Genomic DNA, 18,679 nt, shown 5'->3' on the forward strand with positions numbered 1-18,679 from the left:
TATACTTGCGCCCGCCTGCGAACCGTGGCCGCAGGCGTGAATAGCCACCATTGAGGGTGAACGCGTGAACCTAATTATGAAAATGCTGGCTGCACCAGCAACCGTACTGGCCCTCTGGGCTGTCAGCGCTCAAGCTGCGACGAATGACGACATTGCCAAACGCCTTGAGCCGGTCGGCCAGGTGTGTGTTCAAGGGCAAGAGTGCAAGGGGATGGAAGTCGCTGCTTCGGCAGGCGGCGGTGGCGGCGCCAAGACGCCGGACGAAGTGATTGCCAAACATTGCAACGCTTGCCACGGCTCCGGCCTGTTGGGCGCGCCGAAAATCGGTGACACCGCAGCCTGGAAAGAGCGCGCCGATCACCAGGGCGGCCTCGACGGCATCCTGGCCAAGGCCATCACCGGCATCAATTCCATGCCGCCGAAAGGCACCTGTGCCGACTGCTCCGATGAAGAGCTGAAGGGCGCCATCCAGAAGATGTCCGGCCTGAAATAAGCCGCGCTTCTGACGAAAAAAACCGTCTTCGGACGGTTTTTTTGTGCCCGCGGTTCAGGTCTGAGGCTGTTCATTGCAGCAAACAACCGGCAATCTCGGTCGTACCTCTATTCACGGAACGGGCAGGAGGCTTCAGATGGTGCAGTTGTGTTCGATCGAACAGGCTGTGGACGACGTGCTGGCGCGGTTGCCGGCGCACATCCACATGGGCCTGCCGCTGGGGCTGGGCAAACCCAATCCCTTCGTCAACGCGCTGTACCGGCGGGTCGCCGGATTGCCCGAACGGCAACTGACGATCTACACCGCCCTGTGCCTCGGCCGCCCGACGCTGGGCGACGGTTTGCAGAAGCGCTTCATCGAGCCCTTCGTCGAGCGGGTGTTCGGTAATTACCCGGAGCTGGAATTCCTTGCCGACCTGCACCGCGACAGCCTGCCGTCCAACATCCGCATCGAGCAATTCTTCATGCAGCCGGGCAGCCTGCTCAACAGCGCGCCGGCCCAGCAGGATTACGTCAGCAGCAACTACAGCCACGCCGCCCGCGACATCAACGCCGCCGGCCTGAACCTGGTGGCGCAGTTGCTTGCCAGCAGCAGCGAACACCCGGATCGTCTGAGCCTCAGTTGCAACCCTGACATCACCCTCGACCTGTTCCCGATGATCGCCAAACGTCGGGCGGCGGGGGAGACCATTCTGCTGGTCGGCCAGGTGCACACCGAGTTGCCGTACATGCCGGGCGACGCCGAAGTCGACATCGATACCTTCGACCTGCTGATCGACGAGAAGGACAGCAGCACACTGTTTTCCACGCCGAACATGCCTGTCGGGTTTCAGGATCACTTCATCGGATTGCACGCCAGTACGTTGGTACGCGATGGCGGCACCTTGCAGATCGGCATCGGTTCGATGGGCGACGCGCTGACCGCCGCATTGCTGGCGCGGCAGGCCGACAACGCCGGTTACCAGGCCTTGCTGGCCGATGTGAACCTCAGCCAGTGGGCGCAGTTGATCGAACGCGAGGGCGGCATCGAGCCCTTCGCCAAAGGCCTGTACGGTTGCAGCGAAATGTTCGTCAACGGTCTGCTGGTGCTGGCCGAGGCCGGGATCATCCGGCGCAAGGTTTACCCGGATGTACAGACTCAGGAGCAGGCCAACGCCGGAATCCTCGACGAGGCGTCGCAAATCGACGGCATTTCAGTGCATGGCGGCTTCTTCCTCGGGCCGCGCAGTTTCTACGAACGCTTGCGCGAGTTACCGCTGAGCAAACGCCTCGAATTCAACATGACCCGCATCAGCTATATCAACGAGCTGTACGGCCAGGAAGAGCTCAAACGCCTGCAGCGTCTGGATGCGCGGTTCATCAACACTGTGTTCACCATGACCCTGCTGGGCGCCGGAGTGGCGGATCAACTGGAAGACGGGCGGGTGCTCAGCGGCGTCGGCGGGCAGTACAACTTCGTTGCCCAGGGGCATGCGCTGCACGATGCGCGCTCCATCCTGCTGCTGCGCAGCTGGCGCGAATCCGGCGGCGATGTCAGCTCGAACATTGTCTGGGAATACGGCCATTGCACGATTCCACGGCACCTGCGCGATATCGTGGTCACCGAGTACGGCATCGCCGATCTGCGCGGCAAGTCGGATGCGGTGGTGATCGAGGCGTTGCTCAATATCAGCGATTCACGCTTCCAGCAGGGCCTGATCGAACAGGCGCAGAAAGTCGGCAAGCTGCCGAAGGATTTCCGTCTCGATCCGCGCTTTACCGACAACACCCCGCAACGCTTGCAGGCGATTGCCGCGCGGCATCCGAATCTGTTTCCGGAGTATCCGCTGGGCTGCGACTTCACTGAGGTCGAGAAGGATCTGTTGCGGGCGCTGAACTGGCTCAAGAGCAAGTTCAAGCTGACGGAGATTCTGGAGTTGGGCAAGGCAGCGCTGGATGCTCCTGAGGCTTCGCTGTATCCCGAGCATCTGGCGCGCATGCAGCTCACTGATCCCGAAGGTCTGAAGGAAGACCTGTTTCAGCGGTTGCTCCTCACCGGCCTGAAGGCCACCGCGCAATAACAAACAACAAAAAAACCTGTGGGAGCGGGCTTGCCCGCGATGGCGGTGTATCACTCAACTAGGATGTTGAAGGATATGGCCCCATCGCTGGCAAGCCAGCTCCCACAGGTATTGCAGTGTGTTTGCGCCTATCAGCGATTACTCGATGAACGTAACCACGCCATCCTTCAGCGACTTCACGCGAGCCAGCGACTCGACGCGGTAACCCTGCGAATCCAGTTCCGCACGGCCGCCCTGGAACGACTTCTCGATCACGATGCCCAGGCCCGCGACGGTGGCGCCGGCCTGTTTGATGATCGAGATCAGCGCCTGGGACGCCTTACCGTTGGCCAGGAAGTCGTCGATGATCAGCACGCGGTCGCTGCTGGTCAGGTGGCGCGGAGAGATGGCCACGGTGCTTTCGGTCTTCTTGGTGAACGAGTAGACGGTCGCCGACAGCAGGTTTTCAGTCAGGGTCAGGGACTGTTGCTTGCGGGCGAAGATCACCGGCACGCCGAGGTTCAGGCCGGTCATGATCGCCGGGGCAATGCCCGACGCTTCGATGGTGACGATCTTGGTGATGCCCGAATCCTTGAACAGCGTGGCGAATTCGTCGCCGATCAGCTTCATCAGGGCCGGGTCGATCTGGTGGTTCAGGAAGGCGTCGACCTTCAGGACCTGGTCGGAAAGCACAATGCCTTGTTCGCGGATTTTCTGGTGCAATGCTTCCATGAAGCTGTCCTCATTTGACGCTTTGTGCGTCGAAGGTCTAGTAAAAAGTGGTCAATTCTAGCGCTTTAACATCGCGCGTATATCAGCCAATGCGCTGTTGCCCCGCACGGCTTTGACTTCGGTCGGTGTGTCGTCGTTGCCTTCCCAGGCCAGGTCGTCCGGCGGCAGTTCATCGAGGAAGCGGCTTGGCGCGCAGTCGATGATCTCGCCGTACTGTTTGCGCTTGGCGGCGAAGGTGAATGCCAGGGTCTGGCGCGCGCGGGTAATGCCCACGTAGGCCAGGCGGCGTTCTTCTTCGATGGTGTCGGCTTCGATGCTGGAGCGGTGCGGGAGGATTTCCTCTTCCATGCCCATGATGAACACGTAAGGGAATTCCAGGCCCTTGGACGCATGCAGGGTCATCATCTGCACGCCTTCGGCGCCTTCTTCCTCTTCCTGCTGACGTTCCAGCATGTCACGCAGAACCAGTTTGCCGATGGCGTCCTCGACGGTCATTTCGCCGTCTTCGTCTTTTTCCAGGGTGTTCTTCAAGGCTTCGATCAGGAACCAGACGTTGCTCATCCGGTAGTCCGCAGCCTTGTCGCTGGAACTGTTGGTGCGCAGCCAGTTCTCGTAGTCGATGTCCATGACCATGCTGCGCAGGGCGGAGATCGGGTCTTCGCCGGCGCACTGCTCGCGCACCTTGTCCATGAAGCGCTTGAAGCGCGACAGGCGATCGGTGAAGCGGCTGTCCAGATGTTCGCACAGGCCGAGCTCGTCGGTGGCGGCGTACATCGAGATCTTGCGTTCGGTGGCGTAGTTGCCGAGTTTTTCCAGGGTCGTCGAGCCGATTTCCCGGCGCGGCACGTTGATCACGCGCAGGAAGGCGTTGTCGTCGTCCGGGTTCACGATCAGGCGGAAGTAGGCCATCAGGTCTTTCACTTCCTGACGGCCGAAGAAGCTGTTGCCGCCGCTCAGGCGGTACGGCACCTGATGGTGTTGCAGTTTCAGCTCGATCAGCTTGGCCTGGTAGTTGCCGCGATAGAGGATTGCGAAATCGCTGTATGGGCGGTCGGTGCGCAAGTGCAGGCTGAGGATTTCCATGGCCACGCGCTCGGCTTCGGCGTCCTCGTTGCGGCAGCGGATCACGCGGATTTCGTCGCCGTGGCCCATCTCACTCCACAGCTGTTTTTCGAATTCGTGCGGGTTGTTCGAGATCAGCACGTTGGCGCAGCGCAGGATGCGGCTGGTGGAGCGGTAATTCTGCTCGAGCATCACCACTTTCAGGGACGGATAGTCGTCCTTGAGCAGCATCAGGTTTTCCGGCCGTGCGCCGCGCCAGGCGTAGATCGACTGGTCGTCGTCGCCCACCACGGTGAACTGGTTGCGCTTGCCAATGAGCATTTTCACCAGCAGGTACTGGCTGGCGTTGGTGTCCTGGTATTCGTCGACCAGCAGGTAACGCACCTTGTTCTGCCACTTTTCGAGGATGTCGGCGTGCTCTTCGAAGAGTTTCACCGGCAGCAGGATCAGGTCGTCGAAGTCCACCGCGTTGAACGCCTTGAGCGTGCGCTGGTAGTGGGTGTAGACGATGGCGGCGGTCTGTTCCTTGGGGTTGCGGGCGTTTTCCAGGGCCTGGGCCGGCAGAATCAGGTCGTTTTTCCAGGCGCCGATCATGTTCTTGATCTCGTCGACGCCGTCGTCGCCTGCGTATTCCTTCTGCATGATGTCGGTCATCAGCGACTTGACGTCGGTTTCGTCGAAGATCGAGAAACCGGGTTTGTAGCCCAGTCGTTCATGTTCCTTGCGGATGATGTTCAGGCCAAGGTTGTGGAAGGTGCAGACCGTCAGCCCGCGTCCTTCACCTGGACGCAGCAGGGTGCCGACCCGCTCTTTCATTTCGCGCGCGGCCTTGTTGGTGAAGGTCATGGCGACGATGTACTGGGCACGGATGCCGCAGTTCTGGATCAAGTGCGCGATCTTGCGCGTGATCACACTGGTCTTGCCGGAGCCAGCACCGGCGAGCACCAATAGAGGGCCGCCGACGTAGTTCACGGCTTCTTGCTGCCGGGGATTGAGTCGGGACATACGAAAATTCGGGAGTCGTTGACGAAATGGGCCGGCATTTTAACAGGCTCAGCGATTTGTGCTGCTCTCTCCGACTTGTGACGCAGCACGCGATTCAAATTTGCCGGTTTTGTTACTTTCACGCAGGATGCGCGGTGATTTTGCGGCTAATGTTCTCATTCGTGACACAAAATAACGTTTTGCTTTCCGTTGTCGTTTGGTCATTGGTTGCCGCAACGGCATAATGCCCGCCGCCCACATCATTGCAGAGTCTAGGGAGTCAGCTTGACTACGCCTGTCGAACCCTTGCGTTTGCTGCTACTGGCCGAAGAGCCAGCGTGGACAGCGTTATTGCGCGAGTGTCTGGCTCCGTTGGGGAGTGCGGCGGTGCTGATCAGCGCGCCGAGCTGGGAGTCGGTCAGCAGTCTGTTCGAAGACAACCGCCACGCGGTGTTATTGACCGTTCCCGCGTTGCAGCCGGCCCCCGGCCGTTGCAGCCTGCCGACGGTATTGCTTCTGGAACACGAGCCGGCGACTGCGCCCGACGGCGTCAGTGACTGGCTGGTACTTGATGCCCTCGATACCGACATGCTTCGACGCTGCCTGCGGCATGTGCGCGAACGCGGCGTGCTGGAAAACACCTTGCAACGCCTGGCCGAACAGGACCCGCTGACCGGCATCGCCAACCGTCAAGGCTTCCAGACCCTGCTCACGGCCCGTCTGGCGGAAAACGACGGTCGCGGCCTCGCCCTCGGGCACCTCGATCTCGACAACTTCCGCCACGCCAACGACGCCCTCGGCCATCAGGCCGGTGATCGCCTGATCCTGCAAGTGGTGGCGCGGCTGAAAAGTCAGCTGGAAGTCGGCGATCAACTGGCGCGCCTGGGCAGTGACGAATTCGCCCTGCTGATCGACACCCGCCGCGCCCCGCAACGGGCCGAATGGATGGCCGAGCGCATCACCGAAGCGCTGGCTGAACCTTACTGGGTCGATGGCGAAAGCCTGTTGATTGGCTCCAGCCTCGGCATCGCCCATGCCCGGGCCCAGGGCGGCGCCGATCCGTTGATGTGGCACGCGCACATCGCCATGCAGCAAGCCAAGAGCACTCAGGGCTGCACCTTTCATATCTTCAACGAGCGAATCAACCGCAACGCGCGGAGCATGGCCGACCTCGAAAGCGAGCTGCGCCGGGCCTTGCGCCGTGACGAGCTGGAGCTGCATTACCAGCCGCGCCTGAACCTGCAGGACGGTCAGATCGTCGGTCTCGAAGCGCTGGTGCGCTGGCGCCACAGTGAGCGCGGGCTGTTGCCACCCAGCGAATTCGTGCCGCTGGCCGAGCAGAGCGGGCTGATCGTGCCGCTGGGTTACTGGGTGATTTCCCGGGCCCTGCGCGACATGCAGGCCCTGCGCGAGCGCGGTCTGCCGGCGCTGCACATGGCGATCAACCTGTCGTTCCGCCAGTTTCAGGACAGCCAGTTGCTGCCGACGCTCAGCCGTCTGATCGCCGAGCGCGGGGTCGAGGCGCAGTGGCTGGAATTCGAACTCACCGAAACCGCCGTGATGCGCCGCAGTGATCTGGTCAAGCAGACCATGGACGCCTTGGGTCGTCTCGGCGTGCGATTTTCGCTGGATGATTTCGGCACCGGGTTCTCATCGTTCGTGCACCTCAACAGCCTGCCGATCACCTTGCTGAAGATCGACAAGAGCTTTGTCGGCGGCATGGAGCAACGCGAAGAGAACCGCAAACTGGTGCACGCGATGATCAACCTCGCGCACAACCTGCACCTGGAAGTGGTGGCCGAAGGGGTGGAAACCCGTGAGCAGCTGGATCTGCTGCGCGGGTTCGGCTGCGATCAGGTGCAGGGTTACCTGATCAGCAAGCCGTTGCCGTTGACGGAACTGGTTGATTACCTGGTGGCTGATGCCAGTCAGCCGCCGCTGGGTATCGTGGTTTAGCCTCAAATTACTGTGGGAGCGAGCATGCTCGCGATGGCGGAGTATCAGTCGGATTATTAGTCACTGACACACCCTCATCGCGAGCAAGCTCGCTCCCACAGTGAAACTCATTCTGGCTGAGCGATCTTGAAGCCTTGAGATTGTGGTTCCAGCCGAATCATCCGCTTCATCTTCCATTCGAACGCCAGCGTCAGGCTCACCGCCGCGCAGGCCAGCCCCAGCGCCAGACCCCACCAGACGCCGGTCGGCCCCCAGTGCAGATGGAACGCCATCAGCCACGCGGCCGGCGCGCCGATCAGCCAGTAGCAACCGAGTCCGACCAGAAACGTGGTTTTGGCATCCTTGAGCCCGCGAATACAGCCCATGGCAATCGTCTGGGTGCCGTCGAACAGCTCGAACCACGCCGCCACAGCCAGCAGGCTGACGGCCAGACGAATCACCTCGGCAAACGCCGGGTCGTTATGGTCGAGGAACAAACCGACCAGCTGATTCGGCAGTAACCAGAACACCATCGCAAACGCCAGCATCACCACCGCACCGAAGACGATGCCGACCCGTCCGGACATCCGCGCATCGCTCAATTGCCCGGCGCCGTAATGCTGGCCGACGCGCATGGTGATCGCATAAGACATCCCCGCCGGAACCATGAACGCCACCGAGACGATTTGCAGAGCAATCTGGTGCGCCGCCAGTTGGGTGCTGCCCATGGTCCCCATGCACAGCGCCGCGAAAGCGAACAGCCCGACTTCCACTGCGTAGGTGCCGCCGATCGGCAGGCCCAGGCGCCAGAGCTCTTTCAGGTACTGCCGGTTCGGCCGCGACAGGCCTTCGCGCAACGGGTAGGCGTCATAGGCCGGATGCCGGCGAATATGCCAGGCCAGTGCCAGTGCCATGCAGCTGGCGACAATCGCCGTGACCAAGCCGATACCGGTCAGCCCGAGTTTTGGCAGGCCGAACATGCCGGTGATCAGCGCGTAGTTGAGCAGGAAGTTGGCCACCGTGCCGGCGAGGCTGATAACCATCACGGGTGTTGCCCGGCCGATGGCGCTGGTGAAACCGCGCAGGGCCATGAAGCTCAGGTAGCCGGGCAGGGCGAACGGCAAGGCGATCAGGAACTGTCCGGCGGCGTTGACGTTGGTCTCGGTCTGGCCGAACAGCAGGAGCACCGGTTTGAGGTTCCACAACAGCAGCCCGGCACCGAGCGCCATCAGCCACGCCAGCCACAGCCCGGCCTGTGTCAGGCGAGCGGCACCGATGATGTCGCCGGCGCCCTGACGAATCGCCACCAGGGTGCCGACCGCCGCGATCACGCCGATGCAGAAAATAGACACGAATGAATAAGTGGCCGCGCCCAGGCCACCGCCGGCCAGCGCTTCGGGACTGAGGCGCGCCATCATCAGGGTATCGGTCAGCACCATCAGCATGTGCGCCAACTGCGAGGCGATCAACGGCCCCGCCAGCCGCAGGATGGCCCAGAGTTCGGTACGCACAGGACGCTGCATGTTTTCACATCCTTTTAAAAGAGGGGGCAAGAGACCGTCGATTCTCAGGGTTTGGCGCAGGTTGCACAAAGGGATAAAAAGGATGGGTGGCATGATTAAAACTCATCCTGCCGCGATTCTGCTAAGTTGACGCAATCCCGCTATTGGAGCGCTGTGCATGTCCCGTCGTCTTCCACCCTTGTATGCCCTGCGCGCATTCGAAGCGGCGGCGCGCCACAGTTCGTTCACCCGGGCGGCTGAAGAATTGTCGATTACCCAGAGTGCGGTGAGCCGGCACATCCGTACGCTCGAAGAGCACTTCGCCTGCCGCTTGTTCCATCGCAGCGGGCGCAACCTGCAACTGACCGAGTCGGCACGCCTGCTGCTGCCGGGCATCCGCGAAGGCTTCGCCGCGCTGGAGCGAGCCTGCAATACCTTGCGTGCGGAAGATGACATCCTGCGCATGAAGGCCCCGTCGACCCTGACCATGCGCTGGTTGCTGGCGCGGCTCAGTCGATTCCGCCATTTGCAGCCCGGCAATGAGGTGCAACTGACCAGTGCGTGGATGGATGTGGATTCGGTGGACTTCAACAACGAGCCCTTCGATTGCGCAGTATTGCTGAGCGACGGGCATTTTCCGCTGGACTGGGAAGCCAGTCTGCTGTTTCCCGAAGAGCTGATTCCGGTCGGCGCGCCGAACCTGCTCAACGATCAGCCCTGGGATGTGGCGCGACTGGCCAGCGCCGAGTTGTTGCACCCGACGCCGGATCGCCGGGACTGGCGTAGCTGGCTGGAGCACATGGGGCTGTCAGATCAGGTGTCGCTCAAGGGCGGGCAGGTTTTCGATACCCTGGAACTGGGCATGATCGCGGCGGCCCGGGGCTATGGGGTGTCCATGGGCGATCTGCTGATGGTGGCCGAGGATGTCGCGCAAGGGCGCCTGAGTCTGCCGTGGCCGACGGCGGTCGCCAGCGGACTGAATTATTACCTGGTGTGGCCAAAGACCCGTCCGGGAGGTGAACGTTTGCGCCGCCTCAGCGACTTCCTGCAAAACGAAGTGCGCGGCATGGCGCTGCCGGCGGTCACGCGCTTGAGCTGAATCGTTCGAGCCTGCACAATGCCGGCCTTTCGCCATAACCCTGTTTTTCGCTCAAGTATTCGGTTTTACCGCCGAATACGTGCATGTGGAACCGTCGTGCCGGTCTCCACGATTCACCCCCCATTAGAAAATTATCCGAGCTGCGATCAAGGAGGATCGGAAGTTCGGCCAGGAGCTGTCCATGTCTCAACCTCGCGCTCGGATCGCCTCGCAGCTGGGCCTCGCGCTCGCCGTGATACTGGCGATAGTCATCAGCGGCAGTACCGTCTTTGCTTTGCGTTCGCTGGATACCGCCAACCTCGCCACCCGTGAAGAACACCTGGCCAGCGAGGCACGCCTGCTCGCCGACCAATTGAGCACCTTCCACGGCACGCTGCGTGAAAGCACCCAGCGCCTGAGCGGGCTGTTCGAGAAGCGCTTCAGTGCAGGTCTGAGCATTCATCCGAGCGAGCCGGTGACCGTGGCCGGCACCCAGACGCCGGGCCTGCACCTAGGCAGCGAAGTGTTGAACAACAACTTCAAGGAAGTCGACGAGTTCAAACAGATGACGGCGGGTGTCGCCACGCTGTTCGTGCGCAGCGGCGAAGACTTCATCCGCGTCAGCACCTCGCTGACCAAACAGGATGGCACCCGCGCCATCGGCACCGTGCTCGATCACGCTCACCCGGCCTATGCGAAATTGATGGCAGGGCAGGGCTACGTCGGTCGCGCTCTGCTGTTCGATCGCTCCTACATGACCCAATACACCCCGGTGCGAGACAGCAGCGGCAAGGTGATTGCGGTGTTGTTCGTCGGCTTCGATTACACCGACGCGCAAAACGCCCAGTTCGACAACCTCAAGCGCTTCCGCATCGGCCAGACCGGCTCGCTGGCGCTGCTGGACGAGAAGAATCAATGGCTGGTCGCGCCGGCGGGCGTGCAGGCGCTCGATCAAGCGATTCCTGTGGTCAACGATTTGGCGAAGGCGCCGGGTAAAGGCCGGTTCTGGAGCGACAAGTCCGAAGACTTCTACAGCATCGCCGTGCCGTTCGAGGGTGGACCGTGGTCGGTGGTGGCAAGCATGCCGAAGACCGAGATCCGCGCGGTGACCTGGAGCGTCGGCACCCAACTGGCCATCGGCAGCCTGCTGGCGATGTTGCTGGCGGTCGGCTCCGTGGTCTGGTTGCTGCGCAGCAAGCTGGCGCCGCTGGGCGATCTGGTGCGTCAGGCCGAAGCCCTGGGCGCCGGTGATCTGAGCGTGCGCCTGAGCGTGTCGAGCAACGACGAGATCGGTCAGCTGGCTCGCGCGTTCAACCAGATGAGTCAGGCACTGTCGACCATGGTCGAGCACATCCGCCGCGCTTCGGAAGAGGTCAACCGCCGGGCTCAAGCGCTGTCCGGTCTGTCCGGTGGCGCGTACGAAGGCATGGAGCAGCAGTCCGGCGAGATCACCAGCATGGCCGGCGCGGTAGAGGAGTTCTCCGCCACCTCGCTGAACATTGCCGACAACATGGGCAACACCCAGCGTCTGGCCCAGGAAAACGCCCAGCAGACTCAGATCGGTCGTACGTCGATGGAAGAGGCGTCTTCCTCGCTGGAGCAGATTGCCGGCGCACTGAACACCACCGCGACCGTGATCAATACGCTCGGTCAGCGCTCCCAGGAAATCGGCGGCATCGTCAGCGTTATCACCTCGATTGCCGAACAGACCAACCTGCTGGCACTCAACGCGGCCATCGAAGCGGCCCGTGCCGGTGAGCAAGGTCGCGGCTTTGCCGTGGTGGCCGACGAGGTGCGCAGCCTGGCCTCGCGTACCCGTCAGGCGACGGATGAAATTTCCAGCATGATTCACAGCATTCAGCAGGAAACCGGTAACGCCATCAGCACCATGGAGCAGGGCAACCTGCTGATGCAGGAAGGCCTGTCGCGTAACGCCAACGTGGCCTCGGCACTTGCGCGCATTGACGAGCAAAGTCGCTCGGCGGGTGAGCAGTTTGCCGCGATCACCACCGCGACTCAGGAGCAGAGCAGCACCGCGACTTTGCTCAGCAGTAACTTGCAGAGCATCGCGATGGCCAACAGCGAGCAGCGCGAAGTGGTGTCGAACCTGGCCATCACCGCCAAGGAGCTGGAAGGCCTGGCAGCCGACCTGCGCCAAGAGGTCGACCGCTTCCGTTGAGGCGTCTCTGAAATAGCGATCGCGAGCAGGCTCGCTCCCACAGGATCTATGTTGGACTTGTGGGAGCGAGCCTGCTTGCGTTTGGGGCCACCACAATCTCGGCACTTACTGAGTCGCCGGCCGATACTGCAACGCTTCGGCCAGATGTTCGCGACTGATATCCGCACGCTTCTCCAGATCCGCCAGTGTCCGCGCGACCTTGAGCAGCCGATGCGCCGAGCGCAGCGACAAGGTCAGTCTTTCGCACGCCGTCTCCAGCCAGGTTTCATCGGCTGTGGATAACTTGCAGTGCTTCTTCAGCCCCGGCAAATCGAGAAACGCATTGGCGCACCCCTGGCGTCTTTGCTGGCGTTCGCGGGCCTCGGCGACCAATGTGGCTGCGCTGGCGCTGTCCTCTCCCGGTTTCACCGCCGGGTTCAACGCTGTCGCTTCCCTCGCCACCGTCAGGTGCAAATCGATCCGATCGAGCAACGGCCCCGATAACTTGTTGCGATAGCGCTGCACCATGTCCGGCGTGCACGAGCACTTGCCGCTGGGCTCGCCAAGATATCCACAAGGGCAGGGATTCATCGCTGCCACCAGCTGGAATCGGGCGGGAAACCGCACCCGTTCCTTGGCCCGTGCGATGACGATGCAGCCGGATTCCAGCGGTTCGCGCAGGACCTCCAGCACCTTGCGGTCAAACTCGGGCAGTTCATCAAGAAACAATACGCCGTGGTGGGCGAGGGTGATTTCGCCGGGTTGCGGTTTTGAGCTGCCTCCGACCAGTGCCGGCCCGGAGGCCGAGTGATGCGGTTGGCGGAACGGGCGCTGCGGCCAGTGAGTCAGCGGCGCCCCGCTGGCGACGGATTGAATCGCCGCCACTTCCAGCGCTTCACTCTCGGCCAGCGGTGGCAGCAAGCCCGGCAAACGACTGGCCAGCAACGTCTTGCCCGTCCCCGGTGGCCCGCTGAACAGCAGATTGTGCGCACCGGCGGCGGCAATCAGCAGTGCCCGCTTGGCGGCCAGTTGGCCTTGTACCTCATTCAAGTCGGGATAGGGTTTGGCGGCATGGATCAGCCCATCAGAGACGTAAGGCTCGACCGGTGTATGCCCGTTGAAATGCGCCACGGCCTCCAGCAGATGATCCACCGCAATCACCCTCAGTCCCGACGCCAGACACGCCTCCTCGGCATTCGCCCGCGGCACCACCAGCGTCCGCCCGGCCTTGCGCGCCGCCAGCGCCGCCGGCAACACCCCGCGCACCGCCCGCACGGCGCCGGATAACGCCAGCTCACCCAGACACTCCACGTCATCGAGCGTCAACGTCGGCACCTGCACACTCGCCGACAGTATCCCCAGCGCAATCGCCAGATCGAACCGCCCGCCATCCTTGGGCAGATCCGCCGGTGCCAGATTCAAGGTGATCCGCCGCGCCGGAAACTGCAGCCCGGAATTGATGATCGCACTGCGCACCCGGTCCTTGCTCTCCTTCACCGCCGCTTCGGGCAGGCCGACCATGGTCAGCGAGGGCAAGCCATTGGCGAGGTGAACTTCAACGGTGACAGCGGGGGCATCCACGCCAATCTGGGCGCGGCTATGGACGATGGCGAGTGACATGGTCTTTCCTTGAGTTGAATCTGGGGCCGCTTCCTGCGGTTTTTTAAGGGTAGTCGGGGAGGAGAGTGTTGGAGGGACGGCTGCCTGGGCAAACCTTCACTGGATGTTGCTGGAGTCGAAATGATTAATCGTCAGGCGTAAAAAAAACCGCCAACCAGGCGGTCTTTTAATTCGGGATTCAGGTTCCGCCACCGGCGAGCCAGCCATCTGGCTCCAATTCTTTGCCATAGGTCGCGGCGACCTTCAAAAAATTCCGCTGACTGGCAGAAATCGTATCGGCCAAACTGGGCCCTTCTACACGAAGCCTGGATGCAAGTAACGGCTGTTTTTTCCGCTTCTTCTGTTTCATAGACACCTCTCGTGTCTGGAGGAATGAATCGATCTTATTGGTCGTCCAGTGGAAAGACAAGGCGGTCGGTTGTGTCGAAATGAAAGCCAAGTTTTTGGTAGTAAGGGATGGCGCCAGAGTCAGGTTCCTGGACCTCAATTTCAGTACATCCCAGTCTCCGTGCGTAGAATTCAGTTGTCAGTAGCGCCATGGGTGCGATCCAGCCTCGCAAGGTGTGGGTTCTGCCAGTTCGTCCCTGCAAAAGGATGATTTTTATGCAGATCGTGCTTTTGCGCGGAGTTGCGTAACACAAGCCGCACAGTTCTCCTTCGTACCAAAAAGCCAGGTCCAGACCCTTTGCGTCTTTGGTTTTCCACTTCAGCACGTCATCCCATGGATAGCTCACGGGCCCGCTCCACTGGTGGTATGCATTGATTGCTACAGGAGTAATTGGCTCAATTCCGAGTGATGTTGCATCCACCCCGGCCGCTAATGCTTCCGGATCCATAGATACGGTTCGGTGTGCAAGTTTGCGGGCTTCAGATTTGAGTGTCTGATTACGGAGCTCGGTACCTTTTCCTTTTCTTCGCATTGTCTGTGTTCTGTTTGGATCAGGCCGCAGAAGGTAGCGAAGGCAGGGATACTCACGTAATCAGGCATGGGGGACAGTCCTTGTAGGACGGTACTTACGTAAGTGAAGGACGTTGGTTTGGACGGATTCAGGATTTTCTGCCCGCCAACAAGCCGCTTGGCTCAAGCTCAGGTCCGCACGTAAGGGCGACTTCAATAAACCTCCGTTGATTGGCTGACATATTTCCAGCCAGTCGGAGTGCTTCAAGGTGTAGTTCAACAATCAGAAGTAGCTTTGTCTTCCTCTCTTTATCCTTCACAGAGACCTCCATCCTGATGGGTGCATTTTCGTTTGCCAATGTAATGACAGGTGTAAGGACTGCATAACCAGGCGTAGACGCTGATTTTTGTAGGGGCATGCCCTAATAGTTGTAGGACGCCAGCGAAAGCGACTCGACGGTCTTGTATCGCAAAGTCGGATGCTCCAGTTTGGCCGCTCAGTGCAGCCTCTGGAGGCGAAAAATGGACCGCAATGGTATGCGCCCGATTCATCCGGGTGAGGTTCTGAATAAGGAATTCATGGAGCCGTTGGGCATGACGGTCATGGACTTGGCCATGCCCACAAACTGGCCTGAAACCGAGATCGAGAAGCTTGTGAAATGCCAACTCAGGATCTGCGCCGATTTGGCAATCAGACTGGCAATTCACCTCAACACCACGCCTGAGTTCTGGATGAATCTTCAGTCGACTTACGATTTACGCAGGGCCCAGCTCCGGCATGCGGGCCTATAGCGATTGCAGCATCCGCGAAGCCCTTTTCCACCAACTGCTCGGCACCGGGTGTTTTCGTTTTTTCCGCTCTACCACCATCTGCGGCACATCCTGCAACCGAATCCACGGCTGGTTATTCCAGTGCAGCAAACTCAACGACATCTCGGGCCAATTCAGCAGGCTTAGCTGTGGGCGTTCGCTTGTGGTGGGGTGCTGGGCGTCGCGCAGGGTGGGGATGACCTGATGGGTGAGCCATTCGCGTAGCGCTCGGTATTCGGGGCAGTAGTGATAGACGAGGAGGGCGTAGATGCCGGATTCGCTGATCAGGAGGGTGTTTTCGATCTGGTTGTGGATCAGGGTTTTGCGGGTTTGGTATTGGTCGGGGTCGAGTTTTCGCAGCATGCGTTCGTTGAGGTAGATGTGCAGCAGGCGGCCTAGGTCGCGGGCGGAGAACCAGGGTTGGTTCTGGATAAGAAGGGCGTGAAGGTGGAGTTTGTGGCGGATGAAGACGTTGGGAATTAAATAGCTTTCGTCCATGACTCGGTTCTCGAATGTGGTGAAGAAAGCTGCCTCTGATCGTCGCCAAACAAAAAGGGTGGCAGCTATGCGCGGATTGGCGAACCGGGACATTCGAAAACCGGCAGACCCGAAGGTCTCCCACGCACAGCCGCCATAATTCGAGGTGGGAGTATTTCCCTCGTTCGAACATCATCGCGCTGCGTCAAATGTTGCCGGGTCGCCAAACCCAGTGCTGAACATTCAGCATTGGGTGAGCTTAGGAATCAGGGCTTCACGGCGCAATCGGACGGCGGGGTTGCAATCTGTAGGATTCTGCCGGAAGTCGATAGCGAATCCTGAATCGCGGGAAGGTCGTTCCGACCTTCATTCGCGGGCAAGCCCGCTCCCACAAGGGACCGCATTCACAAAGACACGAGGTGTTACTCAGCCGGCGGCGTCAGCTTCGCCTCCATTTCCGCCACCTTCGCCTCAAGGCTCTCGAGCCGGGCGCGAGTGCGCGCCAGTACTACCATCTGACTGTCAAACTCTTCGCGGCTCACCAGGTCCAGTTTGCTGAAGGCGCTTTGCAGCAGCATCTTGAACTGGCTTTCGATTTCGGCTTTTGGCAAGGGCGTGTCGCCGCTGAACAGGCGGGAGGCGGTGCCGCTCAGGGCGTCGAGGAAGTCTTTGGGCGCGAGCATGGGATATGTCCTGGAAACTATGGCCGGCAGTGTATCACGCAGTGTCTATAGTCATTGGTGCAGGCACGGATGCACGCTTTTCGCGCAACTGGATGCACGGCCACGCACCGTTGTTGTGCGTATCCCGAGTGCCATTTGGGTGATGGCATCTGCGGCAGCGGCCAAGGGATTGAAATCAGTGGTTTTTGGCGAGATGGCAAGCTTTCTGCTTAGTCACCTTCGACCCATGCACTGATGCAGTCGCTGTGACGAATGCAGTGCGGCAGACGGAGCGGGGAGTTTCGTCTGGAGCGGTTAGCTGGCGTCGACAACGAAGCGTTACAAAGCCAGGCACTGCGCTTAGACTTGAGTCGGGTTTGTTTTCCTGGGGCAAGTCCATCAATTCGGGAGAGAGTTTCATGAAGCTAGTCACTGCCATCATCAAGCCGTTCAAGTTGGACGACGTGCGCGAGTCGCTGTCCGAAATCGGCGTGCAGGGCATTACCGTTACTGAAGTCAAAGGCTTCGGTCGGCAGAAGGGTCACACCGAGCTGTATCGCGGCGCGGAGTATGTGGTCGATTTTCTGCCCAAGGTGAAAATCGACGTTGCCATCGACGACAAGGATCTGGATCGGGTTATCGAGGCGATAACCAAGGCTGCCAACACCGGCAAGATCGGTGACGGCAAGATCTTCGTGGTCAATCTGGAACAGGCGATCCGCATCCGTACCGGCGAAACCGATACCGACGCGATCTAAACGCCGCCACAAACCCAACGCCCCAGGAGAAAACAATATGACTCTGCGTAAATTCGCAGGGCTAGGAGCCCTGTTGTCTATCGTAATGCCCGGCCTGGCCATGGCGGCAGACGAAGTGGCAGCTCCAGTCCTGAACTCCGGCGACACCGCCTGGATGCTCACCTCCACAGCCCTCGTGCTATTCATGACCATTCCCGGCCTCGCGCTGTTCTACGGCGGCATGGTTCGGTCGAAAAACATTCTTTCCGTGATGATGCAGTGCTTCGCCATTACCGGTCTGATCAGCGTCCTGTGGGTCATTTATGGCTACAGCATCGCGTTCGACACCACCGGCATGGAGCAGGGCGTCGTCAACTTCAACTCGTTCGTGGGTGGTTTCGGCAAGGCGTTCCTCGCCGGTGTCACGCCAGCGAGCCTGACCGGCCCGGCGGCGCTGTTCCCCGAGGCGGTCTTCATCACCTTCCAGATGACCTTCGCGATCATCACCCCGGCGCTGATCGTCGGTGCGTTCGCCGAGCGGATGAAGTTCTCCGCGATGCTGATCTTCATGGGCATCTGGTTCACCCTGGTTTATGCACCGATCGCGCACATGGTCTGGTCCGGCAACGGCGGCCTGATGTGGGACTGGGGCGTACTCGACTTCGCCGGCGGCACCGTGGTGCACATCAACGCCGGTGTGGCCGGTCTGATTGCCTGCCTGGTTCTGGGCAAGCGCAAAGGCTTCCCGACCACCCCGATGGCGCCACACAATCTGGGTTACACCCTGATGGGCGCGGCGATGCTGTGGGTTGGCTGGTTCGGCTTCAACGCCGGTTCCGCTGCGGCCGCCAACGGCACCGCCGGCATGGCGATGCTGGTGACCCAGATCGCGACCGCCGCTGCTGCACTGGGCTGGATGTTCGCCGAGTGGATCACCCACGGCAAACCAAGCGCACTGGGTATCGCATCCGGCGTCGTTGCAGGTCTGGTGGCGATCACTCCGGCCGCGGGCACCGTGGGCCCGATGGGCGCCCTGGTCATCGGTCTGGCGGCAGGCGTGGTGTGCTTCTTCTGCGCCACCACCCTGAAACGCAAACTCGGTTATGACGACTCCCTGGATGCCTTCGGCGTGCACGGTATCGGCGGTATCCTTGGCGCGATCCTGACCGGTGTGTTCGCTGCACCGTCGCTGGGTGGCTTCGGCACCGTCACCGACATCGCCGCACAAGTCTGGATTCAGTGCAAAGGCGTCGGCTTCACCGTGATCTACACCGCGATCGTCACCTTCATCATCCTCAAGGTACTGGATGCCGTGATGGGTCTGCGCGTGACCGAGGAAGAAGAATCGGTCGGCCTGGATCTGGCACAACACAACGAGCGCGGCTACAACCTGTAAGCACGCGCCGCAAAAAACTTGCCCGGTTCGCCGGGCATTTTTTTGTCTGGAATTTGTCTCCCCTGATACAGCTGAAAGGATTTTTCGTACTGCTTTG

General features: G+C 60.7%; 16 protein-coding genes. 8 read left to right on the forward strand and 8 right to left on the reverse strand.

All coding sequences use genetic code 11. The features are described from left to right. Window positions 1-76: 76 nt before the first annotated feature. Window positions 77-493: a cytochrome c5 family protein gene (locus tag CAF77_RS01450; RefSeq protein ID WP_039765242.1), complete on the forward strand. Its 417-nt coding sequence runs from the start codon at window positions 77-79 to the stop codon at window positions 491-493. Between the two features lie 136 nt (window positions 494-629). After that, window positions 630-2,552: an acetyl-CoA hydrolase/transferase C-terminal domain-containing protein gene (locus tag CAF77_RS01455; RefSeq protein WP_064379369.1), complete on the forward strand. Its 1,923-nt coding sequence runs from the start codon at window positions 630-632 to the stop codon at window positions 2,550-2,552. Between the two features lie 138 nt (window positions 2,553-2,690). Here CAF77_RS01455 and CAF77_RS01460 read toward each other — a convergent pair whose 3' ends face one another. Next, the gene (locus CAF77_RS01460) at window positions 2,691-3,263 is read right to left on the reverse strand and encodes a xanthine phosphoribosyltransferase (protein ID WP_003229440.1); all 573 of its coding nucleotides are present in this window, start codon (window positions 3,261-3,263) and stop codon (window positions 2,691-2,693) included. Between the two features lie 57 nt (window positions 3,264-3,320). Continuing rightward, the gene (gene rep / locus CAF77_RS01465) at window positions 3,321-5,330 is read right to left on the reverse strand and encodes a DNA helicase Rep (protein WP_085653938.1); all 2,010 of its coding nucleotides are present in this window, start codon (window positions 5,328-5,330) and stop codon (window positions 3,321-3,323) included. Between the two features lie 264 nt (window positions 5,331-5,594). Between rep and CAF77_RS01470 the strand changes: the two genes are divergently transcribed. Continuing rightward, window positions 5,595-7,265, forward strand: a complete 1,671-nt coding sequence (locus CAF77_RS01470; RefSeq protein WP_085653939.1) for a bifunctional diguanylate cyclase/phosphodiesterase — start codon at window positions 5,595-5,597, stop codon at window positions 7,263-7,265. Between the two features lie 107 nt (window positions 7,266-7,372). Here the strand turns inward: CAF77_RS01470 and CAF77_RS01475 are convergent, their stop codons facing one another. Continuing rightward, window positions 7,373-8,767 carry a NorM family multidrug efflux MATE transporter gene (locus CAF77_RS01475; protein ID WP_085653940.1) on the reverse strand — a complete coding sequence of 465 codons (1,395 nt, stop codon included), beginning with the start codon at window positions 8,765-8,767 and terminating at the stop codon, window positions 7,373-7,375. 157 nt (window positions 8,768-8,924) lie between these two features. Between CAF77_RS01475 and CAF77_RS01480 the strand changes: the two genes are divergently transcribed. Further along, entirely contained in the window at window positions 8,925-9,845 is a 921-nt protein-coding gene (locus CAF77_RS01480) for a LysR substrate-binding domain-containing protein (RefSeq protein ID WP_064379864.1), read from the forward strand. A gap of 181 nt (window positions 9,846-10,026) precedes the next feature. Continuing rightward, window positions 10,027-12,003 carry a methyl-accepting chemotaxis protein gene (locus CAF77_RS01485; protein WP_064379867.1) on the forward strand — a complete coding sequence of 659 codons (1,977 nt, stop codon included), beginning with the start codon at window positions 10,027-10,029 and terminating at the stop codon, window positions 12,001-12,003. A 105-nt stretch (window positions 12,004-12,108) separates the two neighbouring features. Here the strand turns inward: CAF77_RS01485 and CAF77_RS01490 are convergent, their stop codons facing one another. From CAF77_RS01490 to CAF77_RS01495, 3 genes are all read right to left on the reverse strand, one after another. Beyond that, the gene (locus CAF77_RS01490; protein ID WP_064379868.1) at window positions 12,109-13,602 is read right to left on the reverse strand and encodes a YifB family Mg chelatase-like AAA ATPase; all 1,494 of its coding nucleotides are present in this window, start codon (window positions 13,600-13,602) and stop codon (window positions 12,109-12,111) included. Window positions 13,603-13,780: 178 nt separating this feature from the next. Then, entirely contained in the window at window positions 13,781-13,951 is a 171-nt protein-coding gene (locus CAF77_RS29255; RefSeq protein ID WP_170928908.1) for a hypothetical protein, read from the reverse strand. 34 nt (window positions 13,952-13,985) lie between these two features. Further along, entirely contained in the window at window positions 13,986-14,438 is a 453-nt protein-coding gene (locus tag CAF77_RS01495) for a GNAT family N-acetyltransferase (protein ID WP_371915525.1), read from the reverse strand. Window positions 14,439-15,022: 584 nt separating this feature from the next. Between CAF77_RS01495 and CAF77_RS01505 the strand changes: the two genes are divergently transcribed. Then, window positions 15,023-15,292, forward strand: coding sequence for a HigA family addiction module antitoxin (locus CAF77_RS01505; protein ID WP_064379873.1), 270 nt, complete (start codon window positions 15,023-15,025; stop codon window positions 15,290-15,292). Here the strand turns inward: CAF77_RS01505 and CAF77_RS01510 are convergent. Together CAF77_RS01510 and CAF77_RS01515 are read right to left on the reverse strand one after the other, a co-directional pair. Beyond that, window positions 15,287-15,808 carry a Bro-N domain-containing protein gene (locus CAF77_RS01510; RefSeq protein ID WP_064379874.1) on the reverse strand — a complete coding sequence of 174 codons (522 nt, stop codon included), beginning with the start codon at window positions 15,806-15,808 and terminating at the stop codon, window positions 15,287-15,289. The two genes, CAF77_RS01505 and CAF77_RS01510, sit on opposite strands and share 6 nt — an antisense overlap. Before the next feature lie 401 nt (window positions 15,809-16,209). After that, the gene (locus CAF77_RS01515; protein WP_007920416.1) at window positions 16,210-16,470 is read right to left on the reverse strand and encodes an accessory factor UbiK family protein; all 261 of its coding nucleotides are present in this window, start codon (window positions 16,468-16,470) and stop codon (window positions 16,210-16,212) included. A gap of 398 nt (window positions 16,471-16,868) precedes the next feature. On the opposite strand from CAF77_RS01515, the gene glnK reads away from it, so the two are divergent. Both glnK and CAF77_RS01525 read left to right on the forward strand, forming a co-directional pair. Beyond that, on the forward strand, window positions 16,869-17,207 hold the full coding sequence (gene glnK, locus CAF77_RS01520) for a P-II family nitrogen regulator (protein ID WP_002555808.1): 339 nt from the start codon (window positions 16,869-16,871) through the stop codon (window positions 17,205-17,207). Window positions 17,208-17,244: 37 nt separating this feature from the next. Beyond that, window positions 17,245-18,582 carry an ammonium transporter gene (locus CAF77_RS01525; RefSeq protein WP_007951904.1) on the forward strand — a complete coding sequence of 446 codons (1,338 nt, stop codon included), beginning with the start codon at window positions 17,245-17,247 and terminating at the stop codon, window positions 18,580-18,582. Window positions 18,583-18,679 lie beyond the last annotated feature (97 nt).

The sequence above is a fragment of the Pseudomonas sp. R15(2017) genome (assembly GCF_002112685.1).
GTDB lineage: Bacteria > Pseudomonadota > Gammaproteobacteria > Pseudomonadales > Pseudomonadaceae > Aquipseudomonas > Aquipseudomonas glycinae.